The sequence below is a fragment of the Sinorhizobium sp. FG01 genome (assembly GCF_002531875.1).
GTDB lineage: Bacteria > Pseudomonadota > Alphaproteobacteria > Rhizobiales > Rhizobiaceae > Sinorhizobium > Sinorhizobium fredii_C.
In genome coordinates, this window is record NZ_NWTB01000005.1 from 68,607 (window position 1) to 89,342 (window position 20,736).

General features: G+C 64.4%; 19 protein-coding genes, 1 other RNA gene and 1 pseudogene. 15 read left to right on the forward strand and 6 right to left on the reverse strand.

Annotated elements, in window-relative coordinates; translation table 11 throughout:
* Window positions 1-125: 125 nt before the first annotated feature.
* Complete coding sequence (locus CO656_RS08430; protein ID WP_097525447.1) at window positions 126-806, reverse strand: cytochrome c family protein; 681 nt, start codon at window positions 804-806, stop codon at window positions 126-128.
* Between the two features lie 156 nt (window positions 807-962).
* On the opposite strand from CO656_RS08430, the gene CO656_RS08435 reads away from it, so the two are divergent.
* The 3 genes from CO656_RS08435 (at window position 963) to CO656_RS08445 (ending at window position 3,215) form a co-directional block, all read left to right on the forward strand.
* Complete coding sequence (locus CO656_RS08435; protein WP_097525651.1) at window positions 963-1,709, forward strand: 3-deoxy-manno-octulosonate cytidylyltransferase; 747 nt, start codon at window positions 963-965, stop codon at window positions 1,707-1,709.
* A 13-nt stretch (window positions 1,710-1,722) separates the two neighbouring features.
* A complete protein-coding gene (locus tag CO656_RS08440; RefSeq protein ID WP_037422463.1) occupies window positions 1,723-2,577 on the forward strand; it encodes a prephenate dehydratase in 855 nt (284 codons plus the stop codon).
* Window positions 2,578-3,077: 500 nt separating this feature from the next.
* On the forward strand, window positions 3,078-3,215 hold the full coding sequence (locus tag CO656_RS08445) for a DUF1127 domain-containing protein (protein ID WP_012710021.1): 138 nt from the start codon (window positions 3,078-3,080) through the stop codon (window positions 3,213-3,215).
* A 102-nt stretch (window positions 3,216-3,317) separates the two neighbouring features.
* Here the strand turns inward: CO656_RS08445 and CO656_RS08450 are convergent, their stop codons facing one another.
* The 4 genes and pseudogenes from CO656_RS08450 to CO656_RS08465 all read right to left on the reverse strand — a co-directional run bounded on the left by CO656_RS08450 (window position 3,318) and on the right by CO656_RS08465 (window position 5,885).
* Window positions 3,318-3,686 carry a VOC family protein gene (locus CO656_RS08450; RefSeq protein WP_097525448.1) on the reverse strand — a complete coding sequence of 123 codons (369 nt, stop codon included), beginning with the start codon at window positions 3,684-3,686 and terminating at the stop codon, window positions 3,318-3,320.
* A gap of 97 nt (window positions 3,687-3,783) precedes the next feature.
* Window positions 3,784-4,477: pseudogene (locus tag CO656_RS08455) on the reverse strand (YafY family protein).
* 20 nt (window positions 4,478-4,497) lie between these two features.
* Complete coding sequence (gene nudC / locus CO656_RS08460; RefSeq protein ID WP_097525449.1) at window positions 4,498-5,478, reverse strand: NAD(+) diphosphatase; 981 nt, start codon at window positions 5,476-5,478, stop codon at window positions 4,498-4,500.
* Between the two features lie 2 nt (window positions 5,479-5,480).
* Entirely contained in the window at window positions 5,481-5,885 is a 405-nt protein-coding gene (locus tag CO656_RS08465; protein ID WP_037390632.1) for an HIT family protein, read from the reverse strand.
* Window positions 5,886-5,991: 106 nt separating this feature from the next.
* On the opposite strand from CO656_RS08465, the gene ffs reads away from it, so the two are divergent.
* The 6 genes from ffs to CO656_RS08500 all read left to right on the forward strand — a co-directional run bounded on the left by ffs (window position 5,992) and on the right by CO656_RS08500 (window position 11,372).
* Window positions 5,992-6,089: signal recognition particle sRNA small type (gene ffs, locus CO656_RS08470), an RNA gene on the forward strand.
* Window positions 6,090-6,134: 45 nt separating this feature from the next.
* Window positions 6,135-8,015, forward strand: a complete 1,881-nt coding sequence (locus CO656_RS08475; protein WP_097525450.1) for a DNA polymerase III subunit gamma/tau — start codon at window positions 6,135-6,137, stop codon at window positions 8,013-8,015.
* Between the two features lie 60 nt (window positions 8,016-8,075).
* Window positions 8,076-8,399 carry a YbaB/EbfC family nucleoid-associated protein gene (locus CO656_RS08480; RefSeq protein ID WP_037390630.1) on the forward strand — a complete coding sequence of 108 codons (324 nt, stop codon included), beginning with the start codon at window positions 8,076-8,078 and terminating at the stop codon, window positions 8,397-8,399.
* Between the two features lie 60 nt (window positions 8,400-8,459).
* Entirely contained in the window at window positions 8,460-9,065 is a 606-nt protein-coding gene (gene recR / locus CO656_RS08485) for a recombination mediator RecR (protein WP_097525451.1), read from the forward strand.
* Window positions 9,066-9,267: 202 nt separating this feature from the next.
* The gene (locus CO656_RS08490; protein WP_234819741.1) at window positions 9,268-10,545 is read left to right on the forward strand and encodes a lytic murein transglycosylase; all 1,278 of its coding nucleotides are present in this window, start codon (window positions 9,268-9,270) and stop codon (window positions 10,543-10,545) included.
* A 386-nt stretch (window positions 10,546-10,931) separates the two neighbouring features.
* Window positions 10,932-11,372: a nuclear transport factor 2 family protein gene (locus tag CO656_RS08500; RefSeq protein ID WP_234819742.1), complete on the forward strand. Its 441-nt coding sequence runs from the start codon at window positions 10,932-10,934 to the stop codon at window positions 11,370-11,372.
* A gap of 203 nt (window positions 11,373-11,575) precedes the next feature.
* Here the strand turns inward: CO656_RS08500 and CO656_RS08505 are convergent, their stop codons facing one another.
* Window positions 11,576-13,204 (reverse strand): MFS transporter, encoded by a 1,629-nt coding sequence (locus CO656_RS08505; RefSeq protein ID WP_037422427.1) that lies wholly within the window; start codon window positions 13,202-13,204, stop codon window positions 11,576-11,578.
* Between the two features lie 248 nt (window positions 13,205-13,452).
* Between CO656_RS08505 and rimP the strand changes: the two genes are divergently transcribed.
* The 6 genes from rimP to truB all read left to right on the forward strand — a co-directional run bounded on the left by rimP (window position 13,453) and on the right by truB (window position 20,730).
* Complete coding sequence (gene rimP, locus CO656_RS08510; RefSeq protein ID WP_037422424.1) at window positions 13,453-14,070, forward strand: ribosome maturation factor RimP; 618 nt, start codon at window positions 13,453-13,455, stop codon at window positions 14,068-14,070.
* A 46-nt stretch (window positions 14,071-14,116) separates the two neighbouring features.
* Window positions 14,117-15,727, forward strand: a complete 1,611-nt coding sequence (gene nusA / locus CO656_RS08515; RefSeq protein ID WP_037422421.1) for a transcription termination factor NusA — start codon at window positions 14,117-14,119, stop codon at window positions 15,725-15,727.
* Window positions 15,728-15,733: 6 nt separating this feature from the next.
* A complete protein-coding gene (locus CO656_RS08520) occupies window positions 15,734-16,435 on the forward strand; it encodes an RNA-binding protein (protein ID WP_097525452.1) in 702 nt (233 codons plus the stop codon).
* A 105-nt stretch (window positions 16,436-16,540) separates the two neighbouring features.
* Entirely contained in the window at window positions 16,541-19,204 is a 2,664-nt protein-coding gene (infB, locus tag CO656_RS08525; RefSeq protein ID WP_097525453.1) for a translation initiation factor IF-2, read from the forward strand.
* 175 nt (window positions 19,205-19,379) lie between these two features.
* Entirely contained in the window at window positions 19,380-19,787 is a 408-nt protein-coding gene (gene rbfA / locus CO656_RS08530; RefSeq protein WP_037422404.1) for a 30S ribosome-binding factor RbfA, read from the forward strand.
* A gap of 7 nt (window positions 19,788-19,794) precedes the next feature.
* Complete coding sequence (gene truB, locus CO656_RS08535; protein ID WP_037422401.1) at window positions 19,795-20,730, forward strand: tRNA pseudouridine(55) synthase TruB; 936 nt, start codon at window positions 19,795-19,797, stop codon at window positions 20,728-20,730.
* Window positions 20,731-20,736 lie beyond the last annotated feature (6 nt).

The window sequence follows — 20,736 nt, forward strand, 5'->3', positions numbered from 1 at the left end:
CGCCAAAGAAAAATCCGATAGGCGCGGCATCGGCGCGAAGCTTTCCGGCGCTCACCCGGCGGCGACTGATCGGATAGAAAAAGCCCGGTCGATGACCGGGCTCTTCGAAAAGAAATATCGATCGCTTAATGTGCCGGGGCCGGTGCCGGAGCCGCCGCCTGACCGGCTTCCGCCGGAGCCGGGGCAGGAGCCGCCGTCTGACCACCGTCGGCAGGGGCGGCAGCCGGTGCCGCGTCCGTCGCGCCGGTCGCGTCCGCCGCCGGCAGCGGTGCCGGGCTGTCGGCCTTCTCGCGCAGCCAGGCGATCAGATTCGCCCGCTCGTCCGGCTTCTTCAGGCCGGCAAAGCCCATGGCCGTGCCCGGCACGTGTTTCTTCGGCGCCTCGAGGAAGTAGCTCAGGTGGTCGTAGTCCCAGACGACCTTGCCGCCTTCGGCAAAGGTCTTCATTCCGGCGGAGTAGGCGAAGCCCTCATGCGAGGCGACCGGACGGTTGACGAGGCCCCAGAGATTCGGGCCGACCTTGTTCGGTCCGCCCTTCTCGATGGTGTGACAGCTTGCGCATTTCTTGAACACGGCTTCACCGGCGGAAGCGTCGGCCTTGGCGAGCAACGGGCCGATCGGCTCCGACTTTGCTTCTTCGCCGCCGCCCGCACCGGCCTCGGCGGTCGGCTCCTCGGCGACGATCGCGAAACCTTCCTTCTCGGGAGCTTCGGAATGGAAAATGCCTTCAGAAGCAATGGACACGGTCATCAGCACGAAGACCGTACCCAGCAAGGCACCCACACCCATGTTCACATATGGATTCATCTGCAAACGCTCCCTTTGCCACCGGCGCAAACAAAAACCCGGCCCATCTTGAAATCGCGCGGAACCTATGTCTTTTGGCTCTGCGTTGCAACAGAGATTATCGCCCCCGAAGTGAGACCTTTTGACACTTTCTCAGGGGTTTTTGAAGGCATGACGATGAATCGTGAAAATTCGGGCAAAGCCCTCGTGCTCATCCCCGCGCGCATGGCCTCGACGCGCCTGCCGGGCAAGCCGCTCGCCGACATCTGCGGCCTGCCGATGATCGTCCAGGTCGCCAGGCGCGCGGCGGAAGCAGAGGTCGGCCGGATCGTCGTCGCCGTCGATCATGACGAGGTCTACGAGGCGGTGCGCGACGCCGGCTTCGAAGCGGTCATGACGCGCATCGATCACCAGTCCGGCTCCGACCGGATCTACGAGGCGCTGCAGAAGGCCGACCCTAACGGAGAGGCGGAAATCGTCATCAATGTCCAGGGCGACCTGCCGACAATCGAGCCCGGCCCGATCCGCGCGGCCTTGAAGCCGCTCGAAAACGCTGCGACCGATATCGCCACGCTGACGGTGGAAATCACCGACGAGCACGAGAAAACCAATCCGAACGTCGTCAAGGTGGTCGGGTCGCCGCTGTCGGAGAGCCGGCTGCGCGCGCTCTATTTCACCCGCGCGACCGCACCCCATGGCGCCGGGCCGCTCTATCACCATATCGGCCTTTACGCCTACCGGCGGAGCGCACTTAAGACGTTCGTGTCGCTGAAGCCTTCGACGCTCGAGAAGCGCGAATCGCTCGAGCAGCTGCGGGCCCTCGAGGCGGGCATGCGCATCGACGTCGAGATCGTCAATTCCGTGCCGCTCGGCGTCGACACGCCGGCCGACCTCGAAAAAGCCCGCCGCATGCTCTCGGCTTGAAAGGACAGCCAAAGTGACCGTCAAGACCAACAGGATTGCCTTCCAGGGCGACTTCGGCGCCAATTCCGACATGGCTTGCCGCGACATGTTCCCGTCGATGGACCCGTTGCCCTGCCAGACCTTCGAGGATGCCTTTCTGGCGGTCGAGAACGGCGAGGCGGATCTCGGCATGATCCCGATCGAGAACACGATCGCCGGCCGCGTCGCTGACATCCATCACCTGCTGCCCGAATCGCGCCTGCATATCGTCGGCGAATATTTCATGCCGATCCGCTTCCAGCTGATGGTGCTTCCGGGCGTCAAGCACGACGAAATCCGCACCGTGCACAGCCATATCCATGCGCTCGGCCAATGCCGCAAGATCGTCCGCGCCAATCGCTGGAAACCGATCGTCGCCGGCGATACGGCCGGTGCCGCCAAGCTCGTCGCCGAGACCGGTGACCGCTCGATGGCAGCGCTCGCCCCGCGGCTTGCCGCCGACCTCTACGGGCTGGAGATCATCGCCGAAAACGTCGAAGACACCGACAGCAACGTCACCCGCTTCGTTGTGCTGTCGCGCGAGGAGCAGCGGACGACGCGCAAGTCGGACGACGAGTTGATCATCACCACCTTCGTCTTCAACGTGCGTAACATTCCGGCCGCTCTCTACAAGGCAATGGGGGGCTTTGCCACCAACGGCATCAACATGACGAAGCTCGAAAGCTACCAGCTCGGCGGCAAGTTCGTGGCGACGCAGTTCTATGCCGATATCGAGGGCCATCCGGACGACGAGGGCGTGCGCCACGCCATGGACGAGCTGCGCTTCTTCTCGGAAAACGTGCGGATACTCGGGACGTACAAGGCGCATCCGATGCGTGGGGTGCTCTGAGGGCCAGTCGGGAACGATGCGTGGGCGGACTTTCGACCGCTTGCCAGAGGCGTGCATTTGAGAAATATGCAGCGTCCCAGGCAGGTCGCCTGAGTTCGCCGAATGCGGTGTGCTTCAGGAGCGCTTTTGCCCGGGCCTCCATCCCCGTCGTCATCCTCGGGCTTGACCCGAGGATCCATGTTACGCTGGCCAAATCACCGCCAGAACCGGTGCTTGCGATTGGATCCTCGGGTCAAGCCCGAGGATGACGCCCACGACCCATTGCGGCGTCGACAGTCCGGTCAGGCGGTTGCCGCAGCACCTTGTACGGCGATCTCCGATGCCCGCAATTCTGCTGGCAGCGTGTGCCGGATGGACGTCCCGGACCTTCGAAAAACGGCGAATTATCGTTAACCGGCTACGCGTCCAGCGCATGCCTAATTTGCAATCATGGAACTACTGAAATCTTAGGCAAATGCCTATTTGACCTTCGTCAAGAAAAAGAAAATGGAGTGTCAAAAATGAAGATCCGTCAGAAGATCATGGAATATGCAAAATTGCGCCGTGCGGTACGCGAGCTGAACGCTCTGGACGACCACGCACTGAGCGACATCGGTCTTTCCCGATCCCAGATCCAGGCTGCCGTCTACGGCCGCTAATATACAATTGCCCGCGCGTGCATTCTACCCGCGGCGCGAAAGTCTTCCACACCCCGCCGGCGTTCCCGCGGGGTGTGAGCGAAGCCTGCACTTGCCTTTGCATCATTCGTCGTAGAGGCAGACACGCAGGCGATGCCCGTCCGGATCGAGGGCGACGAAGGTCGGTCCGAAATCCATCCTCGTCAGTTCCTGCGCAATCAACAGCCCCATCGCCTGCCATTCCTCATAGTGAGCGCGGACGGCCTCTTCTCCCTCCACCATGAATGCGACTTCGGCCCGGCTGCCTTCGCCGACAGGCTGGGGCTGCACCTTCTCCAGTGCCCAGAGACCCAAGGTGAAGCCTTCCTTGAACTCGAAGGAGCAGAAGGTCGGAAAGGCGGCCGTCGGTTCCTTGCCGAGCAGCTTGCGATAGAATTCGACGCTTGCCAGCGGATCGGCAACATAGAGGACGATGAGATTGGGATTTGCCATGATGGTCTCCTTCTTTCGGGACCTTCAAGCTAGCGGTGCCTGCTGTCAGTTTTTGTCAGCAGTCCGAGCGTGACGGAAAGGCGAACTTCTCAGTCATTCAGACCCCGACAGGGTCGACGCCATGCGTGGCGCGCCAGTCCTTGAGCAGCGCCTGGCGCCGGCGCGGGTAGCGGCTGTCGAGCAGTGCCGCCTCTGCGATCCGGTCGGTCCGGAAATGGCGGAAGCCCTGACGGAGCTCGCACCAGGCGGCGAGCACCCGTGTCTCCTCGAAAAAGCCAAGCGCAAAAGGCCAGACCGTGCGGCGGCTGTCGCGGCCGTCATTGTCGAGATAGCTGAGCTCGAGCTTGTGCTCGGAGCGGATCGCCTTGCGCAACAGGCCGAGATCGACCCGGTCGGCGACCGGTTGACGTGGGCCCACGAGCAGTGTGGAACCGTCGAGCTTCTCCTTGAGCTCGGCCGGCAGCACCGAGCCGATCTTCGCCAGAGCGTCGCCCGCCGCTGTCGCAAGCCTCTTGTCGCCGCGTTTCGCAACCCAGCGGGAACCGAGCACCAGCGCCTCGATCTCCTCCTCGGAGAACATCATCGGCGGCAGCAAAAAGCCCGGCCTGAGGACATAGCCGACGCCCGCCTCGCCTTCGATCCCGGCGCCCCTGGGCCTGCAGGCTGGCAATATCGCGATAAAGGGTGCGGAGGCTGACGCCGGTCTCCTCGGCGAGTGTCCGGCCACTCACCGGCCGGCGGTGGCGTCTCAGCACCTGAATGAGATCGATGAGCCGTTCCGAGCGCGACACCGATTCCTGTCCCTACTCGCTCAGCTGCGCTCCGGCCAGGACAGCCAGTCGCGCATCAACTGGTGGGCGATCGCCCCCTTCGGCGGCGGGATGTGCTCGTCCGGCGTCGTCGCGACCCCCGTCGAACGCTCCAGCATCGCTTCGGTCTCCGCACGGGTGAACCAGCGCACGTCCTCGAGTTCCTGCTCGTCGCGCTTGATGGCGGTCGATCGCGCCTCGGCATAGCAGCCGATCATCAGCGAGTGCGGCAGCGGCCAGGGCTGCGAGGCGTGATAGCGCACCCGGCCGATGCGGATGCCCGATTCCTCGTGCGTTTCGCGGCGCACGGCGTTCTCGATCGTCTCGCCCGGCTCGACGAAACCGGCAAGGCAGGAATACATGCCCGGCGCGAAATGCGGGCTGCGGCCGAGCAGGCAGAGGTCGCGCTCGATGTCGACCGTCAGCATGATGACGACCGGATCGGTGCGCGGAAACACCATATGGCCGCAGGCGGTGCAGATCCGCCGGTAGCCGCCGGCCGCGCCGTCCATCGGCCCGCCGCAACGGCCGCAGAAGCGGTTGTTGGCGTTCCAGGTGATCAGGCTCGACCCTTGGGCGAACTGCCCGAGGAGCTCCTCCGGCAGCATCTGCTGCCGGTAGAGCATGCGCGCATCGGCGATCTTGAAGGGCCCCGGTACGGTCTCCTCGGTCAGGCCGGAAGGAACGGCGAGGCGCGGCTCGCCGTTCGGCAGGAAACCGAGCAGGATCGCCTCGTCGATCGTCGGTTCGAGACCGGCGAGCTCATAGGGCGCGAAAAGCGGATCGATGATCTTCTCGTCATGCTTGACGATCAGCTTCGCGCCGGAAAAGGCGAGGAAATGCGCGCCCGGATGTTTGAGGGCCTTTTCGACGCAATCGTCGGCGCGATGCTCGGACTGCCGGTCCAGATGGTTTTCCGCGAAGGCGACGAAGGTGCTCGGCTCCGGATGGGGGCTGTGAAGATCGAAGATCGTTTTCGTCATGTTCAAAGATTTTCCAATATACGTGCTGCGAATGCCTGATGCGCGCCCTCCGGCCACGGCTCTGCCTTGCCGAAGCCCCAGACCGGACCCGGCCAGTTCAGATCGCCCTCGCGGCGGGCGATGACATGCACATGAAGCTGCCGGACGATGTTGCCGAGCGCGCCGATATTGATCTTCTCTGCTCCGGTGGCCTTCTTGAGCGCCGCCGCCACCATGTTCGTTTCGAAAGTCAGCATCGCTTGGTCGAGCGGCGTGAGGTCGAAGACCTCCGAAACGTCGGCGCGCTGGGGAATGAGGATCAGCCACGGCCAGCGGCGGTCGTTCATCAGGCGCATCTGGCAGAGGCCGATCGGGGCGATGGGTATGCTGTCGCGCTCGAGGCGCTCGTCGAGCGTGAATTCGGTCAAGAAAATCTCCTCGGGATCAAGCGGATTCGCGTTGTATTCTATACCGATAGCAGTTTTTTGGCGGCTTGGCTTGCATTTGCTTCAGATATTGCCGATATGGAAGCCGGGAGGTTGGTGGTGGACGAGCCACTCGCCAACCGGGTCAGGTCCGGAAGGAAGCAGCCCTAACGAGCCCCGGCACGGGTCATCGTGCCAGCCTCCCACCTTCTCCGTCCTGTCGGGACAAGAGTTCGAACAGCGGCAGGGTCGATGAGCGACGAAGCGCCCATTTCATCCCCAGTTTCACCCGTCGAAAAACCGGCCGCCTACCGCGTTCTGGCGCGCAAATACCGCCCCAAGGATTTCTCCGACCTGATGGTCGGCCAGGAGCCGATGGTGCGCACGCTCACCAACGCCTTCGAGACCGGCCGCATCGCCCAGGCCTATATGCTGACGGGGGTGCGCGGCGTCGGCAAGACGACGACGGCGCGCATTCTGGCGCGGGCGCTGAACTACAAGACCGCCGAGATCGACAAGCCGACGATCGACCTGCGCGTTCCGGGCGAGCACTGCCAGGCGATCATGGACGGCCGCCATGTCGACGTCATCGAGATGGACGCCGCCTCCCATACAGGCATCGACGACATCCGCGAGATCATCGAGCAGGTGCGCTACAGGCCTGTCTCGGCGCGCTACAAGGTCTACATCATCGACGAAGTGCACATGCTCTCGACCCAGGCCTTCAACGGCCTGCTGAAGACGCTCGAGGAGCCGCCGGAGCATGTGAAGTTCATCTTCGCGACGACCGAGATCCGCAAGGTTCCGATCACCGTCCTGTCGCGCTGCCAGCGCTTCGACCTGAGGCGCATCAGCGCCTCGGACTTGGTCGGGCTCTTCTCCACCATCCTCGGCAAGGAGGCCGTGCCCTTCGAGCCGGAGGCGCTCGCCATGGTAGCGCGTGCGGCGGAAGGTTCGGCGCGCGACGGCCTGTCGCTGCTCGACCAGGCGATCGCCCATGGCGGCGGCTCGGTCGAGATGGAAACGGTGCGCTCGATGCTCGGTCTCGCCGACCGGGCACGGATCGTCGATCTCTTCGAGCACATCATCAAGGGCGACGCCGCGGCGGCACTCGCCGAATTCGCGGCGCAATACGAGGCCGGCGCCAATCCGACGATCGTGCTTACCGATCTTGCCGACTTCACCCATCTCGTGACGCGCATGAAATATGTGCCCGAGGCGGCGAACGATCAGTCCTTGAGCGAGGTCGAGCGCCGTCGCGGTGCCGAATTCGCCGGCAGCGTCGCGGTCACCACCCTGTCGCGCATCTGGCAGATGCTCCTGAAGGGCATTCCCGAGGCGGAAAGCTCGGCGCGTCCCGCCGGCGCCGCCGAGATGGTGCTGATCCGGCTCGCCCATGCAGCTCACCTTCCCTCGCCGGAAGAGGCTGCGCGGCGTTTGCTCGAGCTTTCGGGCGGCGAGGCAGGCGAGGGGCGCCCTGCGCCGGCCCGCAATGGCAGCGGTACCCAAGCTCAGGCCGCCCAGCCCCCCGTTCAGGCCCGTTCCGTCGAGGCGGCGCCCGTGCAGCGGCCGTCCGGCAACGGCGCGACCATGCTGCGCGCCGTGCCGGATGCCGCTCCCCAGCCGATCGCCGTCGGCCGCATCGAGGAGAAACCGGCGCCGGCAGCCGCCGCCAGGCCGGAGCCGAAGGTCCCGGTCAATTCGGTAAGCGACATCGCCGACCTCTGCGCGAAGAACCGCGACATCAAGCTGAAGACGCTGGTGCGCGGCTTCCTGCGGCTCGTCCATATCGAGCCCGGCCGGCTCGACGTCAACCTCCCCGACGATGCGCCGAAGACGCTGCTCAATGAGCTGGCCGTCAAGCTCAAGGAGTGGACCGGCATCCACTGGGTCGTCAGCTACAGCCGCGAGCCGGGCGAGCCGACGCTGGTCGAGGCCGAGCAGCGTGCCCAGGAACAGCGCGTCAACGACGCCCGCCAGGATCCGGACGTCGCCGCGATCTTGGCGCGCTTTCCGGGCGCGCGGATTACCGACGTACGCATCCGCGCCGCGGAGGAAGAGGCCGAAATGCTCGCCCCGGCGGCCGCCGAATCCGCGGACGGCGATATCGTACCCGGCGACGACATCGAGTAGGCGCCGAGACACGGGGCGCCTTCGAATTCAGGCAGACATAGCAACCGACAGGAGACGACGATGCGCGACATCATCGGCATGATGGGCAAGGTCAAGGAAATGCAGGCCAAGATGGAGAAGCTGCAGGCGGAGATCGCCGCGCTCGAAGTCGACGGCACCGCCGGCGGCGGCCTCGTCACTGTCCGGCTCGACGGCAAGGGCCATATGAAGAGCCTGAAGATCGACCCTTCGCTCTTCAAGGAGGACGATGTCGAAATCCTCGAGGACCTGATCGTCGCCGCCCACAAGGACGCCAAGGAAAAGGCGGACGCGGTGCAGGCGGAAAAGACCCGCGAACTCACTGCCGGCCTGCCGATCCCACCCGGCATGAAGCTGCCCTTCTGATTGGCGGAGATCGCCGTCAAAGCGATTCCGTTTATCGGGGAGATGCGCTAAAAGCCGGCCATGGCAAAGCGAGTCACCGGTCCCGAAATCGAAAAGCTCATTCAGCTCCTGGCAAAGGTGCCGGGGCTCGGCCCCCGTTCTGCGCGCCGCGCCGCGCTGCATCTCGTCAAGAAGAAGGAGCAATTGCTCGGTCCGCTGGCCGAGGCGATGGGCGAGGCGCATCGCAAGGTGAAGATCTGCTCCTGCTGCGGCAATGTCGATACAATCGATCCCTGCACCGTCTGCACCGACGAGCGGCGCGACCAGGCGGTGATCATCGTCGTCGAGGACGTTGCCGATCTCTGGGCGCTGGAGCGCGCCGGGGCGCTGAACGCCGCCTATCATGTGCTCGGCGGCACGCTGTCGCCGCTCGACGGCATCGGCCCGGATGATTTGAACATCAAGGGGCTCGTCGATCGCGTCGCCAAGGGCGGCGTGCGCGAGCTGGTCATCGCCGTCAATGCGACCGTCGAAGGCCAGACGACGGCTCACTACATCACCGACCAGCTCGAGGGCATAGAGGTGAAGATCACCCGCCTCGCCCATGGCGTCCCCGTCGGCGGCGAGCTCGACTATCTCGACGAAGGCACGCTGACCGCCGCGCTTCGGGCGCGTACGACGATCTGAAGGAATGCCGATGCGTTTGAAGTCTCGTATTCGCTCGTGGTTTGCCGGTCCTGCAGGGTCCACCCCCCTCTGCCCTGCCGGGCATCTCCCCCACAAGGGGGGAGATCAGTTTGGAACGAGCGCACAAATTCACAACACCGCCGCCGCACACGCGTCTCTTTCCGCAGGGGGAAGCCCTTGCCGCCCGGCAATCTCCACCCTTGTGGGGGAGATGCCCGGCAGGGCAGAGGGGGGTAAGCCTCGCGCACGCCTAATCCTCGCGACCATCGCCGCACTCCTCGCCCTCAACCTTCCCGCCCACGCCGCCACCAAGGCCGATGTCGAAGCAAAGTTCCGTCAGTGGCTTGCGAAGGATCTCTGGCCGGAGGCGAGACAGGCCGGGATTTCCGCTTCTGCTTTCAAGGCCGCCTTCGCCGATGTGAAGCTCAATTGGGACCTGCCCGATCTGGCGCCGCCGGGCTTTCCGAAGGCGAAGGAGCGCAAGCAGAGCCAGGCGGAGTTCTCGTCGCCCGGTTCCTATTTTTCCGAGAAGAGGCTGCAGGGCCTCGCGGCGACCGGCCGCAGCCTCGCCTCAGCGCATGCCTCGACCTTGAAGCGGATCGAGCGGAGCTACGGCGTTCCGGGACAGGTCGTGCTGGCCATCTGGGGGCGCGAATCCGGCTTCGGCCGGGCGAAGATCCCGCATCCGATCATGGACGTGCTGGCCACCAAAGCCTTCATGTCGACGCGGCCGGAGCTTTTTCGGCGCGAATTGATCGCGGCGCTCACCATCCTTGAGAGCGGCGACGTCAAGGAAAGTGAAATGCGCGGTTCCTGGGCTGGCGCCATGGGCCAACCGCAGTTCCTGCCGTCGAGCTTCCTGAAATATGCGGTGGACTTCGATGGTGACGGCCGCCGCGACATCTGGAATTCCGTGCCGGACAGCCTCGCCTCGATCGCCAACTATCTGTCTGAAAAGGGTTGGCAGAGCGGCCGCGACTGGGGCTTCGAAGTATCGATCCCTAACGGCGTCTCCTGCGCCCAGGAAGGCCCCGACCTGGCGCGGCCGATTGCCGATTGGGCCGGCATGGGAATCGCCCGCGTTTCCGGCAAGGCCTTTCCGTCCGCTGAGCGGTCGGCTTCCGGCATGATGCTGGTGCCGGCCGGCACCCACGGGCCGGGCTTTGTCGTCACGCCGAATTTCTACGTCATCAAGGAATACAACAATTCCGACCTCTACGCCCTCTTCATCGGCAACCTTGCCGACCGCATCGCCTCGGGCGGCGGCGCCTTCCGAGGCGAATGGGGCGATGTCGGCAAGATGCTGCGCTCCGACGTGCTCGGCATGCAGAAGGCGCTGGTCGCAATCGGCTACGATGTCGGCAAGGTCGACGGCTTGCCGGGCTACAAGACCCGCCGCTCGCTCGGCGACTGGCAGGCGAAGAACGGCCTGGCGCCGACTTGCTTTCCCGATCCGTCGCTGAAGGCGAAGCTGCGCTGACTTTGGGTCTGGCCGCAAAAGGCTGAATTCCTCGGGAAAGGCCAAAGAGCCGTTCCGCCAGGAAGCGCAGCTCATCGCGCACAGGGTCTGGTGTTTGATACGGTCCTTGAAACGTCCGCGAACCCCGACGTCGTGGCCGCCGGCCACGGCGCTAGCGATCATCGGTCTGGCCTCTATCCTGAATGGACTACAGTGGACGTGTCGCCGTTCCGTGCCGCATTTTAGCCAGATCTGATACACTACAGCGCCGCGCGTCTTATCGGATGCGCAAAGGTCGCTGTAGCATTTTGAATTGCTGCATGTCTTGGGTCCTTAAATCGAGGTCGATTTAAGGAGACATGCATTAGCAATTGCAGGAGCATGCCAACAATCAAAGGAGGAATGTCATGTTACGCTATGATTGTATCGCCATGCTTGTAGCATACTTCATCTCCATGGCGCCAATGGAAGCTCGGGCCGGTCCTATGGAAGATGTGAAGGCCGCATATACAGCTTGGGACGAGGCCTTTGGAAAGCGGGATGCCAAGGCGGTTGCCACCTTCTATGCGGAGGACGCGCTTCTTCTTCCTCCTAGCCATGATTTGATCGAGGGACCTGCTGGCGTTGAAAAGTTCTTCAGCGGCATATTCGGCATGGGCGCCACCGATCACAGACTTGAGGTGATCAGGGTGGATGGCGACGGAAAGTTGATTTACGGCGCAGCTAAATGGTCTGCCAAGGGCAAGGATGCCCAGGGCAAAGACCAGCCTTGGGGTGGGATTGCCACGCATGTCTTTGAGCGCCAAGCCGATGGCAGTTTGAAAATCAAGCTCCATACGTTCAATTGACTTCAGTTCTGCCGATGAGTGTTCGCAGAATTGAGCATGATCGCACCTGGGCCGTATTGACCACCTGCCTACTCTCGACGGCGATCGTGATCGGCCCGGCGACCTTTCCAGTCGCCAAGCGTGCTCATCGCCAACGGACTCACGGAGCCAATTTTTGCCGTTTCGGCTCCGGTGCTCGGCGTCAGATTTTCGCATCTGTCCCCTCAATGCATCTCCGCCGGCTGCTTGTAGCGCTCGTAATGCCCGGGAACGATCGTCTGGCGCTCGATCAGCCGGTGGACGCGCGGCGGCTGGTCGCCGCGGTGGAGCGCCGTCAGCTTGTCGCCGACGGCCGCGTCCGCCTGCGTGCGCCGCTGGTTGTGGCGGACATATTCGACCCAGGTCGGCACGTGATAGGTCTCGGTCCAGATGATCGGGTTTTCGAGGTCGCGCATCAGCGCCCAATGGCCAGCGCCGTCGCGGATGCGGATGCGCCGCCGCTCCGCCATGGTCGTCAGGAATTCGGGGATGTCCGGCTCGTCGATCTCATAGTCGATCATCACGACGATCGGTCCGCTGCGGGGTTTCAGGTCGAGAGCGAGCAGCGGTTCGTTGAAGCGGTTGAGCGGGTCGAGGTTCAGCGACGTGAACTCCGGCAGCGCGAAGCGCAGGCCGATGGCGATGCCGGTAAGCATCAGAAGACAGGAGCCGATCAGCGCATTCGCGGCGCCGTATTCTTCGGCGGCGACGCCCCAGAGCCAGCTGCCGGCGGCAATACCGCCGAAGGTCGTCGTCTGGTAGAGCGAGAGAGCCCGTCCTACCACCCAGCGCGGCGTCGAGAGCTGCACCGTGGTGTTGAACAGCGACAGCGCCAGCACCCAGCAGGCGCCTGAGACGGTGAGGGCGAGCGAGGTCAGCCATGCCTGCGGGCTGAGCGCAGTGACGATCGCGCTTGCGGCGAAGCCTGCGAAGGCCAGCCGCACGATCGCTTCGCTCGACAGGCGCTCCCGGAGGCGCGCGCTGAGCAACGCGCCGCCGATCGCCCCGAGGCCGAAGGCGCCAAGCATGATGCCGTAGGTGAGCGGTCCACCCTTGACGAGGTCGCGGGCGACAAGCGGCAGCAGCGCCAGGATCGCGCTTGCCGAAAGGCCGAAGGCGAAGCCGCGCAGGAGCACCTTGCCGATATTGGGCGACATCGCCACATAGCGCAGCCCGGCCGAAACCGCTCGGCCCAGCCGCTCGCGCGGCAAGGCGCTTTGTGGGATGCTCGGCCGCCAGCGGGAAATCGCGAACAGGATGGCGAAATAGCTGAGCGCGTTGACGGCGAAGGCCGCGGCCGCTCCGGCGGCGGCGACGACGGCGCCGCCGATCGCCGGGCCGACGCTGCGGGTGATGTTGAAGCCCATGCTGTTCAGCGCGACGGCCGCCGGCAGGTCGTCGCGCGGCACCATGTCGCCGACCGAAGCCTGCCAGGACGGGTTGTTGAGCGCCGTGCCGCAGCCGATCAGAAAGGTGAAGAGCAAGAGCAGCCACGGGGTGATCAGCCCGTAATAGGCAAAGACGGTCAAGAGCGCCGAAACGGCAAGCATGAAGGCCTGGGCGACCAGCATGATCCGCCGCCGGTCGAAATTGTCGGCGAGCGCGCCGGAGACCAGCGAGAAGAGCATGATCGGCAGCGAGGTCGAGGCCTGCACCAGCGCCACCATGTTGACCGATTGGGAGATGGACGTCATCAGCCAGGCGGCACCCACCGCCTGAATGAGGCCGCCGAAGTTGGAAGCGAGGCTGGCGATCCAGATGATCCGGAACGTGTCGTGCCGGAAGGGCGCCAGCGGCGATATGCGGTTCGTCACCTCGTGTCTCTCTCATTTGCCGATGATGCGGGGTGTGGTCTCGTTATAAACCTCGAAATGCGGCACGCCAGCCGCTTAAACTTGCCATTAGACGGGATTTGCCTCATCTGCCGGCCGGGTCTGCCGCAAGCCTTGCAATTTCCGGCGATGCAGCGTATATGAGCGTCAAATTCTTGATCGGTAGATGAAGAGTGGGCCCGTCAGGACCCGCTCTTTTTTATTAGCCGGTCCGACGAGGAGATGATCGTTTGTCCGAACCGACAACGGCTGGAACTGAAAATGAACCGCGGCTGATCACCGAGACCGGCCTCGACCGGCGCATTGCCGACATCATCGAGCCCGTGCTGGTGCAGATGGGTTTCCGCCTTGTGCGCGTGCGCATGTCCGGTCAGAACGGCCTGACGCTGCAGATCATGACCGAGCGCAACGATGGCACCATGACCGTCGAGGATTGCGAGGACGTCTCCAAGGCCATTTCGCCGGTCCTCGATGTGGAAGATCCGATCGACAAGGCGTATCATCTCGAAGTGTCGTCGCCGGGCATCGATCGCCCGATGGTTCGCAAGTCCGATTTCTTCCGCTGGCAGGGCCATCTGATGAAGTGCGAGACTTCGATCATGGTCGACGGGCGCAAGCGCTTCCGCGGCAAGATCGTGTCGGTGGACGACGACGGTTTCCGCCTCGAGCGCGACCAGCCCGCCTATGGCGAAGAGGCCGTCGTCGCCATCCCGTTCACCGCCCTTTCGGAAGCACGGCTGATCCTGACCGACGATCTGATCCGCGACGCGCTGGCGGCCGACAAGAAGGCGAAGGCGGCGCGTGCCGCCAATGAGAATTTCGAAGACGAAGACAGAGATATCGAATGAGGCAGGGCGCGCTTGTGAGGCCCCTGTAACCAGACGGAGACAAGACATGGCAGTCAGTGCTAACCGGCTCGAGCTTCTGCAGATCGCGGACGCTGTGGCACGCGAAAAGGTGATCGACCGCGAGATCGTTCTGGCCGCGATGGCAGACGCGATCCAGAAGGCGGCCCGCTCGCGCTATGGTTCGGAAACGAACATCCGGGCGGACATCAATTCGAAGACCGGTGAAATCCGTCTCCAGCGTCTTCTCGAAGTAGTCGAGAAGGCCGAGGACTACTCGACGCAGATCCCGCTCGAGCTCGCCCGAGACCGCAACCCGGACGCCAAGCTCGGCGACTTCATCGCCGATCCGCTGCCGCCGATGGATTTCGGCCGCATCGCCGCGCAGTCCGCCAAGCAGGTGATCGTGCAGAAGGTTCGCGAGGCCGAGCGCGACCGCCAGTTTGAGGAGTTCAAGGACCGTGTCGGCGAGATCGTCAACGGCACCGTCAAGCGCGTCGAATACGGCAACGTCATCGTCGACCTCGGCCGCGGCGAGGGCATCATTCGCCGCGACGAGATGATCCCGCGCGAGAACATGCGCTACGGCGATCGCGTCCGTTCCTTCGTCTACGACGTGCGCCGCGAGCAGCGCGGTCCGCAGATCTTCCTGTCGCGCACCCATCCGCAGTTCATGGTCAAGCTCTTCACCATGGAAGTGCCGGAAATCTACGACGGCATCATCCAGATCAAGTCCGTCGCCCGCGACCCGGGCTCGCGCGCCAAGATCGCCGTCGTCTCCAACGATTCGTCGATCGACCCGGTCGGCGCCTGTGTCGGTATGCGCGGCTCGCGCGTCCAGGCGGTCGTCGGCGAACTCCAGGGCGAGAAGATCGACATCATCCCGTGGTCGCCCGATCCCGCCTCCTTCATCGTCAACGCCCTGCAGCCGGCCGAAGTGACCAAGGTCGTGCTCGACGAGGACGCGGAGCGCATCGAGGTCGTCGTGCCGGACGAGCAGCTGTCGCTGGCGATCGGCCGCCGCGGCCAGAACGTTCGCCTTGCCTCGCAGCTGACCGGCTGGGATATCGACATCCTCACCGAACAGGAGGAGAGCGAGCGCCGCCAGAAGGAATTCAACGAGCGCACCCAGCTGTTCATGGAAGCGCTGGACGTCGACGAGATGGTCGGCCAGGTGCTTGCCTCCGAGGGCTTCGCCCAGGTCGAGGAGCTTGCCTATGTCGAGCTCGACGAGATTTCCTCGATCGATGGTTTCGACGACGAAACCGCGACGGAAATCCAGACGCGCGCCCGCGAATATCTGGACAAGATCGAGGCCGAAATGGACGCCCGGCGCAAGGAGCTCGGCGTCTCGGACGACCTGCGTCAGATCGAGGGCCTGACCAGCCAGATGCTGGTCGCGCTCGGCGAGGAAGGCATCAAGACGATCGAGGACTTCGCCGGCTGCGCCGCCGACGACCTCGTCGGCTGGACGGAGCGCAAGGACGGCGAGACCAAGCGCTTCGAGGGCACCTTCTCCAAGCTCGACGTCAGCCGCGAAGAGGCCGAGGCGATGATCGTCCAGGCGCGTCTGGCGGCTGGCTGGATCACCGAGGAAGACCTCGCGAGCGATCAGGACGAGCCGATCGAAGTTGCCGAGGGTTCGGAGCAGGACGCCTGATCCAGGATGACAGCCGCCACCGAAATCCTGCTCTCGGAGATTCTGCCTTCAGACAAGGGCCCGAAGGACCGGAGCGGCAGCAGCCGGACCTGCATCGTCACGCGCGAGAGCGGATTGCCGGATGAACTGATCCGCTTCGTGGCCGGGCCGGACGGCCGCGTCGTGCCCGACCTGAAGCGGCAGCTTCCGGGGCGCGGTTGCTGGGTAAGGGCGGAGCGGCGCCTCGTCGAGAAGGCGGTGGCGAAGAAGCTCTTCGCCCGCGCTCTGCGTGCCGAGGTGAAGGCCGAGCCGGCATTGGCCGACGAGGTCGACAGGCTGCTCGCCGAGCAGCTTGCCGGAATGATGAATATGGCGCGCAAGGCCGGCCAGTTCGTCTCCGGCGCCACCAAGACCGAGCAGGCGGTGCGCGGACTCGCGGCGCTTGCAGTGTTCCATGCGACCGAAGCGGCCGCCGACGGTGTCCGCAAGATCGATCAGGCCCGCAAGGCGATGAGCTTCGTCGCCGAGGATGAAACGGAAATACCTGCGTTCCGCCCCTTTGCGGCGGCGGAAATGGAGGAGCTTTTGGGAAGTAATGCTTTTATCCATGCCGCAGCGCTTGCAGGGCAGGCGGGTGAGGGTGTAGTGAAGCGCGCAATCATGCTCGAAAAGTACCGAGGATCCGTCCCGGTCCGGGCCGAAGGCGGCGCTGATAAGCCACAGCAATGACACGCGTCACCGGCAGAGGCCGGCATCGCGAACGCTGCTTGAGACAAATTGGAAGACGGGGTCAGGTGTTACGCATCCGGCCCTGATCGCTAGGAACGGAACGGAATGACCGACAACAAAGACGACAAGACACTCAGCGTAGCGGGCAAGAAGACGCTGACCCTGAAGCCCGCCGGGGTGACGCAGGGGACTGTGCGCCAGGACATGGGCCGCGGTCGCTCGAAGGCGGTCGTGGTCGAAACCAAGAAGAAGTTCGGCCTGACGCGCCACAAGGACGAGCGTCCGATCACGCCGGTGAGCGCGACGCCCGTTGCGCGGCCGGCCGAGCCGCGCCCCGTTCAGCCGCACCCGGCTGGCCGCCCGGCCCCGCAGCCGCAGCCCCATCAGCCGCGCGCGGAGCAGAACCGTCCCCGGGTCGGCGTCGTGTTGAACGACCTCTCGGCCGGCGAGATGGAAGCCCGTCGTCGTGCGCTGGCTGAAGCCCAGGTGCGTGATGCCGAGGAAGCCAAGCGTCGCGCCGAAGAGGAAGTGCGTCGTCGCGCAGAAGAAGAAGCGCGCCTCGCCCGCGAAAAGGAAGAGGCCGCCCGACGCGCCGCCGAGGAAGCTGCTCGCCCGGCGGTCGTCGCCGAAAAGACCGATGAGGTCGCGGAGGAGCGCCCGGTCGCCGAGCGTCGCGCCGAGGCACCTCCTCAGCCCGTCCGCCCGGCGCCTGCCGCGCCTCAGGCGCCCGGTGTCCCCGGGGCAGCTCTTCGCGGTCGCCGGCCAAGCAGTGACGACGAGGATGAACGCCCGCGCAGCGGTGCCGGACCGGCCCGCGGCAAGGTCGTACGTCCCGAGCCGGCAAAGCCCGCTCCGCGCGCCAAGGGCGACGAGGGCCGTCGCCAGGGCAAGCTGACGCTGACCGCTGCCGTCGACGAGGACGGCGGCCAGCGCGGCCGTTCGCTTTCGGCGATGCGCCGCCGCCAGGAAAAGTTCCGGCGCAGCCAGATGCAGGAAACCCGCGAGAAGATTTCGCGCGAGGTCGTCCTGCCGGAGACCATCACGATTCAGGAGCTGTCGCAGCGCATGTCGGAGCGCGCCGTCGATGTCATCAAGTTCCTGATGAAGGAAGGCCAGATGATGAAGCCTGGCGACCTGATCGATGCGGATCTCGCCGAACTCATCGCCGGCGAATTCGGCCACACGGTGAAGCGGGTTTCCGAGTCGGACGTCGAGGAAGGCATCTTCAACGTTGCCGACCTGGATGAGACCATGATCTCCCGCCCGCCGATCGTGACGATCATGGGCCACGTCGACCACGGCAAGACGTCGCTGCTCGACGCGATCCGGCACGCCAATGTGGTCGCCGGTGAAGCGGGCGGCATCACCCAGCATATCGGCGCCTACCAGGTCGAACAGAACGGTCAGAAGATCACCTTCATCGACACCCCCGGCCACGCTGCCTTCACGGCGATGCGTGCCCGCGGCGCCCAGGCGACGGACATTGCCGTCCTCGTCGTCGCGGCCGATGACAGCGTGATGCCGCAGACGATCGAATCGATCAACCACGCCAAGGCGGCGGGCGTGCCGATCATCGTTGCGATCAACAAGATCGACAAGCCGACGGCGAACCCGCAGAAGGTTCGCACCGAGCTCCTGCAGCACGAGGTCTTCGTTGAATCGATGGGCGGTGAGGTGCTCGATGTCGAGGTCTCGGCGAAGAACCAGACCAATCTCGACAAGCTGCTCGAAGCGATCCTGCTGCAGGCGGAAATCCTCGACCTCAAGGCCAATCCGAACCGGACGGCTGAGGGTACGGTGGTGGAAGCCGAGCTCGACCGCGGCCGCGGTGCGGTTGCCACCGTCCTCGTGCAGAAGGGCACGCTGACGCCTGGCCAGATCATCGTCGCCGGCGATCAGTGGGGCCGTGTGCGTGCGCTCGTCAACGACAAGGGCGAACACGTCAAGGAAGCAGGTCCTTCGATGCCGGTCGAGGTCCTCGGCCTTTCCGGCACGCCGGCGGCCGGGGATAAGTTTGCCGTCGTCGAGAACGAGAGCCGTGCGCGCGAGATCTCCGAATATCGCCAGCGGCTTGCCCGCGAGAAGATGGTTGCCCGCCAGTCCGGCTCGCGCGGCTCGCTCGAGCAGATGATGAGCCAGCTCCAGGCTTCCGGCCTGAAGGAGTTCCCGCTGGTCATCAAGGGCGACGTGCAGGGCTCGATCGAGGCGATCGCCGGTGCTCTCGACAAGCTCGGAACCGACGAAGTACGGGCGCGCATCGTGCATTCCGGCGCCGGCGGCATCACCGAGTCGGATATCTCGCTCGCCGAGGCATCGAATGCCGCGATCATCGGCTTCAACGTCCGCGCCAACAAGCAGGCGCGCGATGCGGCCGAGCGGTCCGGTATCGAGATCCGCTACTACAACATCATCTACGATCTGGTGGATGACGTGAAGGCGGCGATGTCCGGCCTGCTCTCGCCCGAGCGGCGCGAGACCTTCCTCGGCAATGCGGAGATCCTGGAGGTGTTCAACATCACCAAGGTCGGCAAGGTCGCGGGCTGCCGCGTCACCGAGGGCAAGGTCGAGCGTGGCGTCGGTGTCCGTCTGGTGCGCGACAACGTCGTCATCCACGAAGGCAAGCTCAAGACGCTCAAGCGCTTTAAGGACGAGGTCTCCGAGGTCCAGTCCGGCCAGGAATGCGGCATGGCCTTCGAGAACTACGAAGACATCCGCGCCGGCGACACGATCGAGTGCTTCCGCGTCGAGCACATCACGCGGACGCTCTAAGTCGATCCGGCAACAGATTGTAGGGGCGCCGGATCATCTCCGGCGCTCCTGTTTTTTGCGGAACGAGACGAGATGCTGGCGAGATGCCGATCATGGCCGTCTCGTCTCTATTGAACCGATCGCGGCTCGAGTCCGGTCGATGTGACCGCAATCGCCGTGATCCAGGATAAGCACAATGACCAGATCCACATCCTCTGCTCCGTCCCAGCGCATGCTGCGCGTCGGCGAACAGGTGCGCGCCGCGATCACCCAGGTCCTGCAGCGCGGCGAAGTCCGCGACCCGCTGATCGAGAAGACGGTGATTTCGATTTCCGAAGTGCGGATGTCGCCCGACCTCAAGATAGCGACGGCCTATGTTACGCCGCTCGGTGTCGCCGATCATGCGGCGGTCATCGAGGCGCTCAACAAGCATGCGAAATTCATCCGAGGCCGGCTCGGGCCGCAGCTCAGGCAGATGAAATACATGCCGGACGTCCGCTTCAGGGACGACACCAGCTTCGACAACTACCAGAAGATCGACGCGCTGCTGCGCTCGCCGGAAGTCAGCCGCGACCTCGATCCCGACACCGACGACGAAGAATAGAAGATCCATGTCCAAGCCGCGCAAACCCAAGGGCCGCCCGATTTCGGGCTGGCTGATCCTCGACAAGCCGCTCGATTTCGGCTCCACCGAGGCTGTGTCCAAGATCAAGTGGCTGTTCAAGGCGCAGAAGGCCGGCCATGCCGGCACGCTCGATCCGCTGGCCTCCGGCATGCTGCCGATCGCGCTCGGCGATGCCACGAAGACCGTTCCCTATGTCATGGACGGCCGCAAGATCTACGAGTTCACCGTCGCCTGGGGCGAGGAACGCTCGACCGACGACCTCGAAGGGGATGTCGTCAGCTCGTCTTCCGAGCGTCCGAGCGAAGAGTCAATCCGTGCCCTGCTGCCGAAATATACCGGCGTGATTAGCCAGGTACCGCCGCAGTTTTCGGCGATCAAGATCGACGGCGAGCGCGCCTACGACCTTGCGCGGGACGGCGAAACCGTAGAAATCCCACCCCGCGAGGTGGAGGTTTTCCGCCTCTCGCTGATCGGCTCGACGCCGCATCTCGCCCATTTCGAGATCGAGTGCGGCAAGGGCACCTATGTCCGCTCGCTCGCCCGCGACATGGGCCGCGATCTCGGCTGCTTCGGCCACATCGCCTCCTTGCGCCGCACCTTCGTCGCGCCCTTCGGCGAGGAGGACATGGTCTCGCTCGCCGATCTCGTGGCGCTGGAAAAGATCGAGGACGATGCGGAACGACTTGCCGCGCTCGACGATTATCTGATCGACACCGGCGAGGCGCTTTCCGATCTGCCGCATGTGGCGGTAAGCGAGGATCAGGCGCACCGGTTGAGAATGGGCAACCCGATCATCCTGCGTGGTCGGGACGCGCCGTTGCCGGCTCCGGAGGCCTACGCAACCGCACGCGGCAAGCTCGTTGCGATCGGTGAAGTCGCCGAAGGTGAATTTCGACCGAAGCGTGTGTTCGCCAGCCATTGACCGGCA

Coding starts and splice junctions, on each gene's coding strand:
- CO656_RS08430 (WP_097525447.1), bottom strand. CDS start 806: ATGAATCCATATGTGAACATGGGTGTGGGTGCCTTGCTGGGTACGGTC.
- CO656_RS08435 (WP_097525651.1), top strand. CDS start 963: ATGAATCGTGAAAATTCGGGCAAAGCCCTCGTGCTCATCCCCGCGCGC.
- CO656_RS08445 (WP_012710021.1), top strand. CDS start 3,078: ATGAAGATCCGTCAGAAGATCATGGAATATGCAAAATTGCGCCGTGCG.
- CO656_RS08450 (WP_097525448.1), bottom strand. CDS start 3,686: ATGGCAAATCCCAATCTCATCGTCCTCTATGTTGCCGATCCGCTGGCA.
- nudC (WP_097525449.1), bottom strand. CDS start 5,478: ATGACGAAAACGATCTTCGATCTTCACAGCCCCCATCCGGAGCCGAGC.
- CO656_RS08475 (WP_097525450.1), top strand. CDS start 6,135: ATGAGCGACGAAGCGCCCATTTCATCCCCAGTTTCACCCGTCGAAAAA.
- CO656_RS08480 (WP_037390630.1), top strand. CDS start 8,076: ATGCGCGACATCATCGGCATGATGGGCAAGGTCAAGGAAATGCAGGCC.
- recR (WP_097525451.1), top strand. CDS start 8,460: ATGGCAAAGCGAGTCACCGGTCCCGAAATCGAAAAGCTCATTCAGCTC.
- CO656_RS08500 (WP_234819742.1), top strand. CDS start 10,932: ATGTTACGCTATGATTGTATCGCCATGCTTGTAGCATACTTCATCTCC.
- nusA (WP_037422421.1), top strand. CDS start 14,117: ATGGCAGTCAGTGCTAACCGGCTCGAGCTTCTGCAGATCGCGGACGCT.
- CO656_RS08520 (WP_097525452.1), top strand. CDS start 15,734: ATGACAGCCGCCACCGAAATCCTGCTCTCGGAGATTCTGCCTTCAGAC.
- infB (WP_097525453.1), top strand. CDS start 16,541: ATGACCGACAACAAAGACGACAAGACACTCAGCGTAGCGGGCAAGAAG.
- rbfA (WP_037422404.1), top strand. CDS start 19,380: ATGACCAGATCCACATCCTCTGCTCCGTCCCAGCGCATGCTGCGCGTC.
- truB (WP_037422401.1), top strand. CDS start 19,795: ATGTCCAAGCCGCGCAAACCCAAGGGCCGCCCGATTTCGGGCTGGCTG.